This is a genomic window from Nonomuraea sp. NPDC003754, from assembly GCF_053605785.1.
Genome location: NZ_JBSGJX010000002.1, coordinates 1 through 14,095, shown reverse-complemented (window position 1 = coordinate 14,095; position 14,095 = coordinate 1). Strand labels below are relative to the sequence as shown.

Below are 14,095 nucleotides of genomic sequence, written 5' to 3'. Positions count from 1 at the left end.
CTCTAACCGAGGGGGCGTGAAGTCGCCGTGAGAACGTCGCGGCCCCGCCTGGCCAGCAGCCTCGTGGCCTCGTCGGACAGCTCGGGGATGTCGTCCACGGGGAACCACCGCAGGTCGAGCGACTCGTCGCTCATCACCGCCTCGGCTCCCTCGGGGGCGACGGCCGCGTACTCCACGTCGAGGTGCCAGCTGTGCGGCGGGTGGCACCACACCTTGTGCCGGTCGAGCGCGAGCGGCCCGGGCAGCAACCGGAGGCCCGCGATCCCCGACTCCTCCGTGGCCTCGCGCAGCGCGACCCCGGCCAGCGAGCCGTCGTAGGACTCGCAGTGGCCGCCCATCGGCAGCCACATGCCCGCCTTCGGGTGCAGCGTGAGCAGCACGTGGGCGCCGTCGTGCGACAGCACGGCGGTGGTGCCCGTCAGGTGCCCGGGCGCGCAGCCGCGGGTCATGGCGTCGGGATGCCGCCGCAGGTGTTCGAGGAACTCGCGCCTGAGCTCCTCCTCGGCTTCCGTGGGGGCCTTCCAGCCCGTGAGTACGGCTACCGCGTCGCGGTGGAGGGTCAAGCGTCGCCGTCCTCGAGCTTGGAGATGTCCCAGGCCGCCTCGCCCTTCACGAAGGTGTCGGGAGCGTCGAGGTCGTCGGCCGTCGGCATGAGGTCGGGGTGCGCCCAGATCGCGTCGCGCCCGTCGATCCCCCGGTCGGCGACCACCGCCTGCCACAGCGCCGCGGCCTCGCGCAGCCGCCTGGGCCGCAGCTCCAGGCCGACGAGCGTGCCGAACGTCGTCTCGGCGGGCCCGCCCGTCGCGCGGCGCCGCCGTACCGTCTCGGCCAGCGCGCCCGCGGACGGCAGCTTGCCCTCGGCGGCGGCGTCGACCACGGTCGCGACCCAGCCCTCGACCAGCGCCAGCATGGTCTCCAGCCGCGCCACGGCGGCCTTCTGCCGCTCGGTCTCCTCGGGCTTGAGCAGCGCGCCGCCGCTCAGCGCCTCCTGGAGGGCCTGCGGGTTGCTGATGTCGAGGCCGCGGATCTGCTCCTCCAGGGCGGAGGTGTCGAGCGTGATGCCTCTGGCGTACTCCTCGACCGCGCCGAGCAGGTGCGCGCGCAGCCACGGCACGTGCTGGAACAGCCGGTGGTGGGCGGCCTCGCGCAGCGCCAGGTAGAGCCTGATCTCGTCGGAGGGCAGCTCCAGGCCGCTGCTGAAGGCGGCGATGCCGCCGGGCAGCAGCGCGGCGGTGTCGGACAGCGGCAGGCCGATGTCGGTCGTGCCGATCACCTCGCGCGCCAGCGAGCCGATGGCCTGGCCGATCTGCTGGCCGACCATCATGCCGCCCATCTGCTTCATCATGCCCATGAGTGGGCCGAGCTGGGCGGCCATCTGCTGGGCCTCCGGCGGCAGGTCGGCGCCGCCGATCGTGCCGCCCATGGTCTCGACCATGCGCTCGGCGATCGGCTCGCACAGCTTGCGCCAGACGGGGATCGTGTTCTCGATCCACTCCGAACGGCTCCACGCCTGCGGGTTGGCCACCCCGCTGGGCAGCGCGGTGGCCTCGTTCAGCCACAGGTCGGCGAGCTGGAGAGCGTCGACGATCTGGCGGCGTTCACCCTCCATCACGCTCGGATCGCCGTCCGCGACCACCGCGTGGCGGGCGATGTTCTTGGCCATGTCCCAGTTGACAGGGCCTGAGCCCTGCGGCGCCGAGAGCATGTCGGCGAACTGGCGCATCGCCTGAGCCATCTGCTCAGGGTTGCCGAACATGGCGAACGGGTTGTCGTTGGGGTCGTTTTCGCGACCTGGCAGGTCAGTCACCGCGTTACCTCGTGCAGGATGGAGGAGTCCACAACCGCCACGTTAGTCGTCCTGCGGCGGATCAGTGCAAAGTGAGGACCTGGTGCCTACCTCGAAACGCCCGCGCCAACCAGTCGTCGCCGTCACCGGCGCGTCCTCAGGCATCGGCCGCGAGCTCGTCGCGAAGCTCGCCACCAACGCGGATTTCCGCAGGGTGGTGGCCATCGACGAGGAGCGCGGCGACGTCCAGGACGTCACCTGGCGGGTGATCGACGTGCGAGATCCGCTCTTGGCGAACCGGATCTCCGACATCGACGTGCTGGTTCACCTGGCCGGTGACTACGGGCTCGACTCCGATCCCGCCGAGCGGCGCGCCTACAACCTGCGCGCCGCCCAGACGGTGCTGACCGCCAGCGCGGCCGCGCGCGTGCGCCGTGTGGTGCTGGTCACCAGCGCCATGGTCTACGGCGCGGCGCCCGACAACGAGGTGCCACTGGCCGAAGACGCCGCGGTCGCCGCCGAGCCCGACACCGGCGTGGTCGGCGACCACCTCGAGATCGAGGCGCTGGTGCGCAGGGCCTCGCGCAGCCATCCGGGGCTCGAGGTGACCGTGCTGCGCCCCGCCGCGATCGTCGGGCCCGGCATCGACACCGTCATCACCAGGCACTTCGAGTCGCCCCGGCTGCTCAAGGTCAAGGGCTGCTCGCCGCGCTGGCAGTTCTGCCACGTCGACGACCTGGTCTCGGCCCTGGAACTGGCCGCCAGGGGCCTGGTCACCGGCGTGGTCGCCGTCGGCTCCGAGGGCTGGCTGGAGCACGAGAAGGTCGAGGAGCTGTCCGGCATCCGCGGCTTCGAGCTGCCCGCCGGCATCACCTTCGGTACGGCGCAGCGCCTGCACCGCCTCGGCATCACCCCGGCCCCCGCGACGGACCTCCACTACGTCGTCTACCCCTGGGTGGTCGACTGCGCGAGCCTGCGCCAGGCGGGCTGGAAGCCCGCGTGGACCAACGAGGCCGCGCTGGAGCAGTTGCTGGAGCTGCGCGAGAACAGGACCACCGTGGTCGGCAGGCGACTGCCGGTCAAGGAGGCCACGCTCACCGCGGCCGGCGCCACCGTCGCGGTGATCGGCACCGCGGCCATCGTCAGGCAGGTGCGAAAGAAGCGTAGGCTCTGAGCGTGATTCGGTTGCTGGACATTCGCGACACCCCGCTGTCGGTCGAGGAGGTGTTCACCGCCGTGGGCTCCCACGCCGCCGGCGGCACCGCGCTGTTCGTCGGCACCGTCCGCGAGCAGGACCACGGCAAGGCGGTGACGCGGCTGTCGTACTCCGCCCACCCCGGCGCGGTCGACGAGCTGAGGCGCGTGGCCGAGAAGGTGGCCGCCGACTTCCCCGTGACGGCGCTCGCGGCCGTCCACCGGGTCGGCGACCTGGAGCTGGGCGACATCGCGGTGATCGTCGCGGTGGCGTGCCCGCACCGGGCGGAGGCGTTCGCGGCGTCCCGCAGGCTGATCGACGACCTGAAGGCCGAGGTGCCCATCTGGAAACACCAGGTGTTCGCCGACGGGTCGGCCGAGTGGGTCGGCGCCTGCGAATAAGCTCATGGCCATGTCACGACGCGCACTCACCCTGCTGGTGGCCGGTTTCCTGGTGCTCGCACTCGGCATCTCCGGCGCCTGGGTGACGGTGCCGTACGTCGTGCTGAGCCCGGGGCCCACCGAGAACACGATCGGCTCCGTCGACAACAAGCCGGTCATCACGATCAGCGACCGGCAGACCTACCCGACGAGCGGCACGCTGAGCCTCGTCACGGTCTCCTACCAGGGTGGTCCCCAGGCCAGACCCGACCTGCTGACCGCGCTGCGCGGCTGGGTCGACCCCACCGCCGCCGTCGTTCCCGAGGAGTCGATCTTCCCGCGCGAGCAGACGGCCGAGGAGGTCGAGCAGGAGAACACCGCGGAGATGACCAACTCGCAGGACAACGCGACCGCCGCGGCCCTGACCGAGTTGAAGATCGACTATTCCATGGTGCCCACCGTCCTGTCGGTGGAGAAGACCGCGCCGGCGGCGGGCAGGCTCAAGCCGTCCGACGAGATCCGCACCGTCGACGGCAAGCCGGTCACCGCGGTCGACCAGGTCGCCGCGGCCGTCAAGGCGCACAAGCCGGGCGACGAGATCGTCTTCGGCGTCGTCAGGGACGGCAAGCCGCAGGACGTCACCGTCACCTCCGTCGCCGGTAAGCAGGGCACCGCGATGGTCGGCATCGTCATGCAGGCCAGGTACAAGTTCCCGTTCAAGGTGAGCATCAGCGTCGGCGACGTCGGCGGGCCGAGCGCCGGCATGATGTTCGCCCTCGGCATCATCGACAAGCTCACCCCTGGCGAGCTGACCGGCGGCAAGTCGATCGCCGGCACCGGCACCATCACCCCCGACGGCAAGGTCGGCGGCATCGGCGGCATTGCGCAGAAGATGGTCGGCGCCAAGAACTCCGGCGCGACGGTCTTCCTCACCCCGGCCGACAACTGCGCCGAGGCCGTCAAGGCGGCCCCCGACGGGCTGCGGCTGGTGAAGGCGGAGACGCTCCACGGCGCGATGCAGGCGCTCGACGCGATCAGGTCGGGCAAGGGCGAGGTGCCTTCCTGCTCCGCGGGGTGAACTTTCCCGGGTCCTCGAGCGTTAGCCGTACGGCATCCTTCGTCAGCTCTCCCGAGCCGGTGTAGGTTGCCAATCACGGACCGTTTGTTCATCACGACGAGGGGTTGGCCTTGGCATTCCGGACCCCAGGACCCGGTCGGGGGATGCGTTTGCCCCGCCGACCGCGACTGCTTCTTCCCGTCGCGATCGCGTTGGTGGCGATCGTGGCGTTCTTCTTCCTGTTCTCGGGCATCTACACCGACTACCTCTGGTTCGACTCCGTCAAGGCCACCTCCGTGTTCTCGGGTGTGCTGCTGACCGAGATCGGGCTGTTCGTGGTGGGCGCGCTGCTGATGGCAGGCATCGTCGGCGGCAACATGCTGCTGGCCTTCAGGATGCGTCCGATGTTCGGTCCCGCCATGTTCGGCGGGGGCAGCGGCGCTGACCGCTACCGGCTGGCGCTCGACCCCCACCGCAAGCTGATCTTCATCATCGGCATGGCCGTGCTCGCGCTGTTCGCGGGCTCGTCGTTCGCCGGGCAGTGGAAGACGTGGCTCCAGTACGCCAACGGCACCCGGTTCGGCAAGACCGACGCGCTGTTCAACCTGGACATCTCCTTCTTCACCTTCGACTACCCGTTCATCAGGATGGTGCTGAACTTCCTGTTCACCGCGGTGATCATCGCGATCATCATGGCGGCGATCACGCACTACCTGTACGGCGGGTTCCGGCTGCAGTCGCCCGGCGTCCACGCCTCCCGCGCCGCCCGCGTGCACCTGTCGGTGCTTCTGGGCGTCTTCGTGCTGCTGAAGGCGGTCGCCTACTGGGTCGACCGCTACGGCCTGGTCTTCTCCGACCGGGGTTTCGTCAACGGCGCCTCCTACACCGACGTCAGCGCCGTCCTGCCGGCCAAGACGATCCTCGCGATCATCGCGCTGATCTGCGCCGCGCTGTTCTTCGCCGGCGTCGTACGGCCCGGCGGCATGCTTCCCGGCGTCTCCTTCGGCCTGCTGGTCCTGTCGGCCATCCTGATCGGCGGCGTCTACCCGGCGCTGGTCGAGCAGTTCCAGGTCAAGCCCAACCAGCAGCAGCGTGAGGCGACCTACATCGGCCGGAACATCGCGGCCACCCGCGACGCCTACGGCGTGGCGGGCAGCGAGGTCATCCCCTACTCCGCGCAGTCCGACCCCAGCAAGGTGACCGCCGACGGCGACGTCTCCGTGTCGGGCGTCCGGCTGCTCGACCCCAACCTGGTCGCCAAGACCTACCAGCAGAAGCAGCGCATCCGCGGCTTCTACGACTTCCCCACCCAGCTCGACGTCGACCGCTACAAGGGCGTCGGGCCCGTGCCCCGCGACCACGTCGTCGCGGTGCGCGAGCTGACGGGCCCGCCCGCCCAGCAGAACAACTGGATCAACAAGCATCTCGTCTACACCCACGGCTACGGCTTCGTCGCCGCCCCTGGCAACGAGGTCGACTCCGAGGGCCTGCCCAACTTCGACGCCAAGGACATGCCGGTCATCGGCTCGCTCGGCGAGACCCTCAAGGAGCCGCGCGTCTACTTCGGTGAGCAGATGGACACCGAGTACGTCATCGCGGGCGGCCCCAAGGGCGAGGCGGGCCAGGGCCAGGAGCTCGACTTCCCCGAGAGCGGCGGCACCGGCCAGGCCAACACCACCTACACGGGCCAGGGCGGCGTGCCGGTCGGCTCGTTCTTCAACCGCCTGGTCTACGCGGCCAAGTACGGCGAGAAGAACATCCTGCTGTCGAGCGACATCAACGACAACTCCAAGATCCTCTACGAGCGCAACCCGCGTGACCGCGTCGCCAAGGTGGCGCCGTTCCTGACGCTGGACGGCAACCCCTACCCGGCGATCGTCGACGGGCGCATCACGTGGATCGTCGACGCCTACACGCTGTCCAACGACTACCCGTACTCACAGAGCAAGTCGCTGGCGTCGATGACCGAGGACACCACGACCCTGCGCGGTGTGGTCGCCCCGCAGCCCCGCGACCAGATCAACTACATCCGCAACTCGGTCAAGGCCACCGTCGACGCCTACGACGGCACGGTCACCCTCTACGCCTGGGACCCCAAGGACCCGATCCTGCAGACGTGGAGCAAGGCGTTCCCCGGCGTCATCCAGCCGGCCGCCAAGATGAGCCAGAGCCTCAAGGACCACATCCGCTACCCCGAGGATCTGTTCAAGGTGCAGCGCGACATCCTGTCGCAGTACCACATCGAGGACGCCAACGCCTTCTACAGCGGCCAGGACTTCTGGAACGTCCCCTTCGACCCCTCGCAGGGCGACAGGGACGTCAAGCAGCCGCCGTACTACCTGACCACCACGATGCCGAAGCAGTCGCCGTCGTTCTCGCTGACGACGACCTTCGTCCCGCGCCAGGGTCCCAACCTGGCGGCCTTCATGGCGGTCGACGCGACCGCCGGTCCCGAGTACGGCAAGCTGCGCATCCTGCGCATGCCGTCCAACACCTCGATCCCGGGCCCCGGACAGGCGCAGAACAACTTCCAGAACAAGTTCTCCGGCGAGCTCAACCTGCTCGGCCTGGGCAACGCGACGGTCCGCTACGGCAACCTGCTCACGCTGCCCTTCGCCGACGGGCTGGTCTACATCGAGCCCGTCTACGTCCAGACGGCGGCCGCCGCCGGCCAGGAGCCGTTCCCGATCCTGAAGCGGGTCCTGGTGGCCTACGGCAGCACGGTCGGCTCGGGCAACACCCTGAAGGACGCCCTCGAGCAGGTCTTCAGCGGCAAGGCGGCCCAGCAGCAGACCGGCCAGGAGCAGCAGCAGACGGGGCAGCCTGCCGACGCCTCGGCGACCGCCAAGCTGATCTCCGACGCCCAGAAGGCCTACGACGACGCCAACAAGGCGCTGGCCAGCTCGCCGCCCGACTGGGTGAAGTACGGCGAGGCGCAGAAGCGCCTGCAGGACGCGCTCAACGCCCTCGGCCGCAACGTCACCGTCCAGCCGTCGCCCACTCCCACGCCCACCACGAGCCCGACGCCCTCGCCGACCGGCTCCCCGACGCCCTCGCCCACGCCGAGTTCTTGATTTGCACGAGTCCCGCGTCGCCGATAGTCTTTAGACACACGCCGACGCGGGGTGGAGCAGTTCGGTAGCTCGCTGGGCTCATAACCCAGAGGTCGCAGGTTCAAATCCTGCCCCCGCTACTAGTGAAAGGCCCTCAGGGAGATCGTCCCTGAGGGCCTTTTCCGTGCCCGGAGACGGTTTCAGTTGCCGATGGGGCCGGGGTTGCACGGGTCGTTGTTGTGGGTCTGGTTCTCGGGGCGGGCGCATTCGGGCAGCTGATCGTTCGTGCCGCCTGGATCGGTGTTGCCGATGGGGCCGGGGTTGCAGGGGTCGTTGTTGTGCGTCTGGTTCTCGGGGCGGGCGCATTCGGGCAGGGCGGGGTTGGCTGGCGGCTTGACGGTCTCGTGCTTGCCGCAGGGTCGGTCACTGTGTCTACGTGTGCACGGGTGGGACGTGGCATCCGTTGTGACGGACTGGACGCCTGCCTTGGTCGTGGTGGCGCCGGCGGGGCTGCCCGCCAGCGTCACAGGAACGGCCAGGGCTGAGGCGGCGATCGCGCTGACGGCGAGGGCTCGCTTGATGTTGATCATCAAATGGCTCCGATCACATGAGTTTTGTAGTGATTCATGCACCTTTCTAGCCGTTTCGCCTTTTAGGCTCCTTTCGTGCAGCTTGCAGCCTGTTCGCGGCATCGGGTGCCCTCATTGGGGCGGCGTCGAGCGCGGCCGATCATCGGCTCTGGCCCGGAGTGACGTCGATCACTACTGTGAAGGCATGACGGATCGGGCGAGGCTCCGCGCCGGCGACAGCGACAGGGATCGGGTGGCGCGGATCCTTCGGTTCGCGGTCGGCGACGGGCGCATCGGCACCGAGGAGCTCAACGACCGTCTCGACCGCGCCTACGCCGCCCAGACCTGCGGCGAGCTCGACGGCATCGTCGCCGACCTGCCCGACCCCGACCGGTTCGAGGTCCCCGAGGTGCTGCGACTGTCCACGGGGTGGGCCAGGAGCGTCAAGCAGGTCGGCCACTGGGTGGTGCCGCCGCGCATCGAGGTCGCGTGCGGGTGGGGCACGGTGCGGATCAACTTCATGCGCGCGACGTGCCCGCACCGCGAGGTGTCCATGGACGTCCGGTGCGACTCGCTGTTCGGCGACATCTGGATCGTCGTGCCGAGGGGCTGGTGGGTGCGCACCGACGAGGTGACGACCCGCTCAGGGCACGTCCACAACAAGCCGCCCGAGCCGCCCGCGCAGGACGGGGTGGTGCTGCGGATGACGGGCCACCTCGACAGCGGGGACGTCTGGATCCGCTACCGCAGGCCACCGGGGACGAACGTCACGTCGCGGGCATAAAGGCGAAACCTCCTGCGTCGTGCGCAGGTCGGCGGCTGGTGGTCCTGTCGGCCGCGTCGAGGCGTCCGGCCGATCTGCGTCACGGGCTGCTGCGGCTGTCGCGGTCATGCTTCAGCGCCAGCCGTACGGCGAAATAGACGATCACGAACTGGAGGAGCGCGCTGATGAGCCAGGAAAGGAGCGGATCCACAGACCGAGTGTGACCGGATAAGTCAAGATATTCCATGCTTGTGAAGAAGCTCGCATGGTGATTACATAATTACGTGATCGTAGAGTACATTCGCTATCGTGTTCCCGACGCGGACGGCTTCGAGGCCGCCTACCGGCGGGCCGTCGTCCCTCTCGGCGAGTCGCCGCAGTGCCTGGACTACGAGCTCTCCCGTTGCGTCGACGAGCCGGAGTGCTACATCCTGCGCATCGAGTGGACCTCCGCGGAGGGACACCTGGAGGGTTTCAGAAAGAGCGACCACTTCGCGGCATTCTTCGCGGAGATCAAGCCATATGTGTCGAACATCGAGGAGATGCGGCACTACGAGCAGGTCATCACCAAGACCGAGCCCACCCTGTACGAGTGGGCGGGCGGCGCGGAGGCGTTCGAACGGCTCACCGCGACCTTCTACGCGAAGGTGGAGAAGGACGAGCTGGTCGGGCCGTTGTTCGCGGCCATGGACCCCGGGCACCCGAAGTACGTGGCGATGTGGCTGGGCGAGGTCTTCGGCGGCCCCGACTCCTACACGCGCGAGCGCGGCGGCCACACGCACATGGTCTCCAAGCACCTCGGCAAGGGCATCACCGAACAGCAGCGCCGCCGCTGGGTGAACCTGCTCATGGACGCGGCCGACGAGGTGGGCCTGCCGCGTGACGCGGAGTTCAGGGCGGCGTTCGCCGGCTACGTCGAGTGGGGCACGCGCCTGGCGCTCTACTTCTCCGGTCCGCGCGCGCAGGCGCCCCGCGAGGAGCCCGTGCCCAGGTGGGACTGGGGGAGCAGGCCACCGTACAAGCCCTAGTCTGGAGCCATGGGCAGGGGGAGGTTGCGGATCTATCTGGGCGCGGCCCCCGGTGTGGGCAAGACCTACGCGATGCTCGGCGAGGGCCGCAGGGCCGCCGCCCGAGGTAAGGACGTGGCGGTGGGTCTCGTCGAGACCCACGGCCGCACACGCACCGCCGAACTGCTCGACGGTCTCGACATCCTCCCCCGCAAGCACCTGCGCCACCGTGGCGCCGACTTCACCGAGCTCGACGTCGACGCTGTCATCGCCCGCAAGCCGAAGGTCGCGCTGATCGACGAGCTGGCCCACACCAACGTGCCCGGCTCCCGCAACGCCAAGCGCTGGCAGGACATCGACGAGGTCCTCGACGCGGGCATCGACGTCATCTCGACCGTGAACATCCAGCACCTGGAGTCGCTCAACGACGTCGTGCGGCAGATCACCGGCGTGCCGCAGCGCGAGACCGTGCCCGACGAGGTCGTACGGCGAGCCGACCAGATCGAGCTGGTCGACATGTCACCCGAGGCCCTCAGAAGGCGGATGGCCCACGGCAACGTCTACGCGCCCGAGGACGTCGACGCCGCCCTCGCCAACTACTTCCGCGTCGGCAACCTGACCGCGCTGCGCGAGCTGGCCCTGCTGTGGGTGGCGGGCAAGGTCGACGAGCAGCTCGACCGCTACCGCGCCGACCACGGCATCTCCGGCACCTGGGAGGCCCGCGAACGCGTGGTCGTGGCGCTGACCGGCGGCGCCGAAGGCGAGACCCTCATCAGGCGGGCCGCCCGCATCGCGGCGCGCACCAAGGGCGCCGACCTGATGGCCGTCCACGTGACCAGGGGCGACGGCCTGGTCGGCAGCGCCGACCCGGCCGGCCTCGCCAAACAGCGGGCGCTGGTCGAAAGCCTCGGCGGCAGCTACCACCAGGTGGTCGGCGACGACGTCCCGCGCGCGCTGCTCGACTTCGCCGGCGGCGTCAACGCCACCCAGCTCGTCCTCGGCGCCTCCCGCAGGGGCAGGCTGGCGCGACTGCTCTCCCTCGGCGTGGGCCTGACGACCACGGCCCGGTCGGGCTCGATCGACGTGCACCTGGTCATGCACGAGGCGGCACACGGCGCCGGCAGGGAGTCGACCGGGCGCGCCGCGCTCACCCGCAGGCGCCGGCTGGCGGGCTGGGCCATGGCGCTGCTGGGCATGCCGCTGCTCACGGCGGTGCTGCTGCCCTTCGACGGCGGCCTGACGCTGACCACCCACATCCTGCTGTTCTTCCTCATGGTCGTGGGCGTCGCGCTGGTCGGCGGGACGTGGCCCGCGCTGACCGCGGCGGTCGTCGGGTTCGGCCTGCTCAACTGGTTCTTCACGCCGCCCCTGCACACGTTGACGATCCACGCGCCGGAGAACCTGCTCGCGCTGGTCATCTTCGTGCTCGTGGCGGCGATGGTCAGCACGGTGGTCGACCTGGCGGCCCGCCGTACCAGGGAGGCGGCCGGGTCCGGCGCCGCGGCCGAGGTGCTCTCCACGCTGGCGGGGCAGGTCCTGCGGGGCGAGCCGCTGCTCGAACGGCTGCGCGAGATCTACGGGCTGACCTCGGTCACGCTGCTGGAGCGGACGGGGGACGGCTGGCGGATCGTGTCGATGGCGGGCGGCCCGCCGTGCACCGCGCCGGGAACGGGTGACACGGACGTCGTGATCGACGAGGACCTGGTGCTCGCCGTACGGGGAAGGCTGCTGGACGCCGCCGACCGGCGCGTGCTGGAGGCGTTCGCCGCGGAGGCCGCGGTGGCGCTGCGCCACGAGCGGCTGCGGAAGGAGGCGGAGGCGGCGCGCCCGCTGGCCGAGGCCGACAGGATGCGCACCGCCCTGCTCGCGGCGGTCAGCCACGACCTGCGCACACCCCTCGCGTCGGCGAAGGCGGCCGTGGAGAGCCTGCGCAGCGCCGAGGTCGACTGGAGCCAGGAAGACCGGCGGGAGCTGCTGGCCACGGCCGACGAGTCGCTGGTGAAGCTGCACCGGCTGGTGGAGAACCTCCTCGACATGAGCCGCCTGCAGGCAGGCGTGCTCGGGGTCGCGCTGCAGCACGTGGCCGTGGAGGAGGTCGTCTCCCATGCCACGGCCGACGTGGGCGACCGGGTGCGCGTCGACCTGCCCGCCGACCTGCCCGACATCATGGCCGATCCCGTGCTGCTCGAGCGGGTACTGGTCAACCTGATGGGCAACGGCGTCAGATACAGTCCCGTGCTGGTGACGGCCAGTTCCTACGAGTCCACCGTCGAGATCAGGATCATCGACCGCGGCCCCGGCATCCCTCCCGAGGCACAGGAACGGGTGTTCCTGCCGTTCCAGCGGCTGGGCGACCGCGACAACCACACGGGGGTCGGGCTCGGGCTCGCCCTCTCGCGCGGGCTGACCGAAGCCATGGGCGGCACGCTGGTGCCGGAGGAGACACCAGGAGGAGGACTCACCATGATCGTCTCTCTGAAAGCGGTCGCATGATCCGCGTGCTGGTGGTCGACGACGAGCCGCAACTACTGCGCGCCCTGCGGATCAACCTGGCGGCCAGGCAGTACGAGGTCGCGGTGGCGGAGGACGGCACGTCGGCGCTGCGCCAGGCCGCCGACTGGCACCCCGACCTGGTCGTCCTCGATCTCGGGCTGCCGGACCTCGACGGGGTGGAGGTCATCCACGGGCTGCGCGGATGGACGAGCGTGCCCATCATCGTCCTGTCGGGCCGGGCGGGCAGCGATGACAAGGTCGACGCCCTCGACGCGGGCGCCGACGACTACGTGACCAAGCCGTTCAGCATCGACGAGCTCCTCGCCCGCATCCGCGCGGTCGCCCGGCGGACGCAGGCGTCCGCCGGCGAGTCGCCGTCCGTGCGGATCGGCGACCACGAGGTCGACCTGGCGACCAAGACGATCTCCGGTGGGATACGGCTGACGCCCACCGAATGGCACTTCCTCGAGCTGCTGCTACGCCATCCCGGCAAGCTCGTCACCCAGCGGCAGGTGCTGACGGAGGTGTGGGGCAGCGCCTACCTCAAGGAGACGCACTACCTGCGCCAGTACATGGCCCAGCTCAGGCGGAAACTCGAGCGCGACCCTGCGCGCCCGGTCCACCTCCTGACCGAGCCGGGGATGGGATACCGCTTCCAACCCTAGAGATCCTCGTTGAAGGATCTCGGCTCCTCCAGAGGATCGGGATGGGCGTCGGTGACGCGGTTGTCCTCCTCGTTCATCCACCGGAAGATCCCTCGTGCGCACTCGTCGTCGATCTCGTCGATGTGGTGACGCAGCGGGTAGCTGTCCTTGTACATGGCAATCGAGGATTCCTGCACGTCATCGCCCATGTCGTGGGAAATTTCGTACGGCTGATCACTCATAGCACCAGAATACTCACTCTGCGGCGACTGATGCGGAGTGTCGTGTTTCACCGGCGGAGTGAACGGCCGCTGCCGACGCAGCGGCGCAGTCGCAGCCCCGTCCGCTTGGCCCCGACGGGCTGGTCGAGGGCGGCGAGCAGCGCGGCGGCGGTGCGCGCGTCGGACAGGATGCGCAGGACCGTCTCGTCATCGGCCGGCAGCTGGCCGTGCGCGTCGAGCTCGTGCTTGAGGAAGACCAGCGGCTCGGGCGCGCCGGCGGACTCCGCGGCGACCGTGGCGCGGGCCGCGGTCAGCAGGCGCAGGTAGTACGTCCGCAGGGCGGCTTCGCGCATGCGAACGTGCTCGAGGTCGTCGAGCAGCGTGCCGGCGATCCTGAGCAGGTCGCTGGCGCGATTGCTCTCGTCGGCGATCGCGGCGCGGATGTCGTCAAACTCCGAGCGGGTCATGGTGGGCACCTCCACGGGCGCAGAAGCTCGTGCGTACTTCGTACCGGGAGGCGGTTGCGGATGGCTTGCCATCTGGTTGCGAGGCGCGGAGGTTTGGCGAGTCGGTGGGGTGGGAATGACCGCAAGGTTGCCTGAGTGGCGTGAAGTGCCTCCGGAGTCCTGCTAGAGTTTGAGTTGTCGCCCCGCTCCGCTGGAGTGCGGCGCGAACACCCCAACACCTTGATCACCTGCCCGGTTGGTTCGCATCTGTCCGGATCGGCTGGTAGGTTCAAGGGGTTGCCCTGAAAGGGGCGGTCGAAATTCTCGGCAGGTTTCGCGAAAAGAGTCAATTTGACTCGGATCGCGGGGGCTGAAAGAATGGAGACACAACGAACGAAGCGAGTGCGGCCGGGTGGTTGACGGTGAACGCGTCCGTTTCTTGAGAACTCAACAGTGTGTTAAAAGCCAGTGCATGAAAATA

13 protein-coding genes and 1 tRNA gene are annotated in these 14,095 nt (G+C 69.4%); 9 read left to right on the top strand and 5 right to left on the bottom strand.

Going from position 1 to position 14,095, the window contains the following annotated elements; all coding sequences use genetic code 11:
* Positions 1 to 2 precede the first annotated feature (2 nt).
* Together ACWEVS_RS02680 and ACWEVS_RS02675 are read right to left on the bottom strand one after the other, a co-directional pair.
* On the bottom strand, positions 3 to 563 hold the full coding sequence (locus tag ACWEVS_RS02680) for an NUDIX hydrolase (RefSeq protein WP_452415919.1): 561 nt from the start codon (positions 561 to 563) through the stop codon (positions 3 to 5).
* Positions 560 to 1,807 (bottom strand): zinc-dependent metalloprotease, encoded by a 1,248-nt coding sequence (locus tag ACWEVS_RS02675; protein WP_452415920.1) that lies wholly within the window; start codon positions 1,805 to 1,807, stop codon positions 560 to 562. Before ACWEVS_RS02675 ends, ACWEVS_RS02680 begins: the two co-directional genes overlap by 4 nt.
* A 79-nt stretch (positions 1,808 to 1,886) precedes the next feature.
* Here ACWEVS_RS02675 and ACWEVS_RS02670 point away from each other — a divergent pair, with 79 nt between their 5' ends.
* The 5 genes from ACWEVS_RS02670 (at position 1,887) to ACWEVS_RS02650 (ending at position 7,611) form a co-directional block, all read left to right on the top strand.
* On the top strand, positions 1,887 to 2,960 hold the full coding sequence (locus ACWEVS_RS02670; protein ID WP_449918632.1) for an NAD-dependent epimerase/dehydratase family protein: 1,074 nt from the start codon (positions 1,887 to 1,889) through the stop codon (positions 2,958 to 2,960).
* Positions 2,957 to 3,382 carry a molybdenum cofactor biosynthesis protein MoaE gene (locus ACWEVS_RS02665; RefSeq protein WP_354905988.1) on the top strand — a complete coding sequence of 142 codons (426 nt, stop codon included), beginning with the start codon at positions 2,957 to 2,959 and terminating at the stop codon, positions 3,380 to 3,382. Before ACWEVS_RS02670 ends, ACWEVS_RS02665 begins: the two co-directional genes overlap by 4 nt.
* A gap of 10 nt (positions 3,383 to 3,392) precedes the next feature.
* Complete coding sequence (locus ACWEVS_RS02660; RefSeq protein ID WP_452549597.1) at positions 3,393 to 4,439, top strand: YlbL family protein; 1,047 nt, start codon at positions 3,393 to 3,395, stop codon at positions 4,437 to 4,439.
* A gap of 143 nt (positions 4,440 to 4,582) precedes the next feature.
* Positions 4,583 to 7,492 (top strand): UPF0182 family membrane protein, encoded by a 2,910-nt coding sequence (locus tag ACWEVS_RS02655; protein WP_449917605.1) that lies wholly within the window; start codon positions 4,583 to 4,585, stop codon positions 7,490 to 7,492.
* Positions 7,493 to 7,537: 45 nt separating this feature from the next.
* Positions 7,538 to 7,611: transfer RNA gene (locus ACWEVS_RS02650), tRNA-Met, on the top strand.
* A 60-nt stretch (positions 7,612 to 7,671) separates the two neighbouring features.
* Here ACWEVS_RS02650 and ACWEVS_RS02645 read toward each other — a convergent pair.
* Positions 7,672 to 8,061: a hypothetical protein gene (locus ACWEVS_RS02645; RefSeq protein WP_452549595.1), complete on the bottom strand. Its 390-nt coding sequence runs from the start codon at positions 8,059 to 8,061 to the stop codon at positions 7,672 to 7,674.
* A gap of 184 nt (positions 8,062 to 8,245) precedes the next feature.
* On the opposite strand from ACWEVS_RS02645, the gene ACWEVS_RS02640 reads away from it, so the two are divergent.
* The 4 genes from ACWEVS_RS02640 (at position 8,246) to ACWEVS_RS02625 (ending at position 12,968) form a co-directional block, all read left to right on the top strand.
* Positions 8,246 to 8,824, top strand: coding sequence for a DUF1707 SHOCT-like domain-containing protein (locus ACWEVS_RS02640; RefSeq protein ID WP_449917601.1), 579 nt, complete (start codon positions 8,246 to 8,248; stop codon positions 8,822 to 8,824).
* Between the two features lie 263 nt (positions 8,825 to 9,087).
* Positions 9,088 to 9,831: a globin domain-containing protein gene (locus ACWEVS_RS02635; RefSeq protein ID WP_452549593.1), complete on the top strand. Its 744-nt coding sequence runs from the start codon at positions 9,088 to 9,090 to the stop codon at positions 9,829 to 9,831.
* A 9-nt stretch (positions 9,832 to 9,840) separates the two neighbouring features.
* On the top strand, positions 9,841 to 12,303 hold the full coding sequence (locus ACWEVS_RS02630; protein WP_449917599.1) for a DUF4118 domain-containing protein: 2,463 nt from the start codon (positions 9,841 to 9,843) through the stop codon (positions 12,301 to 12,303).
* Positions 12,300 to 12,968, top strand: coding sequence for a response regulator (locus ACWEVS_RS02625; RefSeq protein WP_449917596.1), 669 nt, complete (start codon positions 12,300 to 12,302; stop codon positions 12,966 to 12,968). The genes ACWEVS_RS02630 and ACWEVS_RS02625 overlap by 4 nt, the downstream gene beginning before the upstream one ends.
* Here the strand turns inward: ACWEVS_RS02625 and ACWEVS_RS02620 are convergent.
* Both ACWEVS_RS02620 and ACWEVS_RS02615 read right to left on the bottom strand, forming a co-directional pair.
* On the bottom strand, positions 12,965 to 13,189 hold the full coding sequence (locus tag ACWEVS_RS02620) for a hypothetical protein (RefSeq protein WP_354905965.1): 225 nt from the start codon (positions 13,187 to 13,189) through the stop codon (positions 12,965 to 12,967). The two genes, ACWEVS_RS02625 and ACWEVS_RS02620, sit on opposite strands and share 4 nt — an antisense overlap.
* Positions 13,190 to 13,236: 47 nt before the next feature.
* Positions 13,237 to 13,635, bottom strand: a complete 399-nt coding sequence (locus ACWEVS_RS02615; RefSeq protein WP_449917592.1) for a hypothetical protein — start codon at positions 13,633 to 13,635, stop codon at positions 13,237 to 13,239.
* Positions 13,636 to 14,095 lie beyond the last annotated feature (460 nt).

Bases quoted from the DNA above. Each gene is read 5' to 3' on its own strand.
- ACWEVS_RS02660 (WP_452549597.1), top strand. From the start codon at position 3,393: ATGTCACGACGCGCACTCACCCTGCTGGTGGCCGGTTTCCTGGTGCTC.
- ACWEVS_RS02655 (WP_449917605.1), top strand. From the start codon at position 4,583: ATGCGTTTGCCCCGCCGACCGCGACTGCTTCTTCCCGTCGCGATCGCG.
- ACWEVS_RS02645 (WP_452549595.1), bottom strand. From the start codon at position 8,061: ATGATCAACATCAAGCGAGCCCTCGCCGTCAGCGCGATCGCCGCCTCA.
- ACWEVS_RS02640 (WP_449917601.1), top strand. From the start codon at position 8,246: ATGACGGATCGGGCGAGGCTCCGCGCCGGCGACAGCGACAGGGATCGG.
- ACWEVS_RS02630 (WP_449917599.1), top strand. From the start codon at position 9,841: ATGGGCAGGGGGAGGTTGCGGATCTATCTGGGCGCGGCCCCCGGTGTG.
- ACWEVS_RS02625 (WP_449917596.1), top strand. From the start codon at position 12,300: ATGATCCGCGTGCTGGTGGTCGACGACGAGCCGCAACTACTGCGCGCC.
- ACWEVS_RS02620 (WP_354905965.1), bottom strand. From the start codon at position 13,189: ATGAGTGATCAGCCGTACGAAATTTCCCACGACATGGGCGATGACGTG.
- ACWEVS_RS02615 (WP_449917592.1), bottom strand. From the start codon at position 13,635: ATGACCCGCTCGGAGTTTGACGACATCCGCGCCGCGATCGCCGACGAG.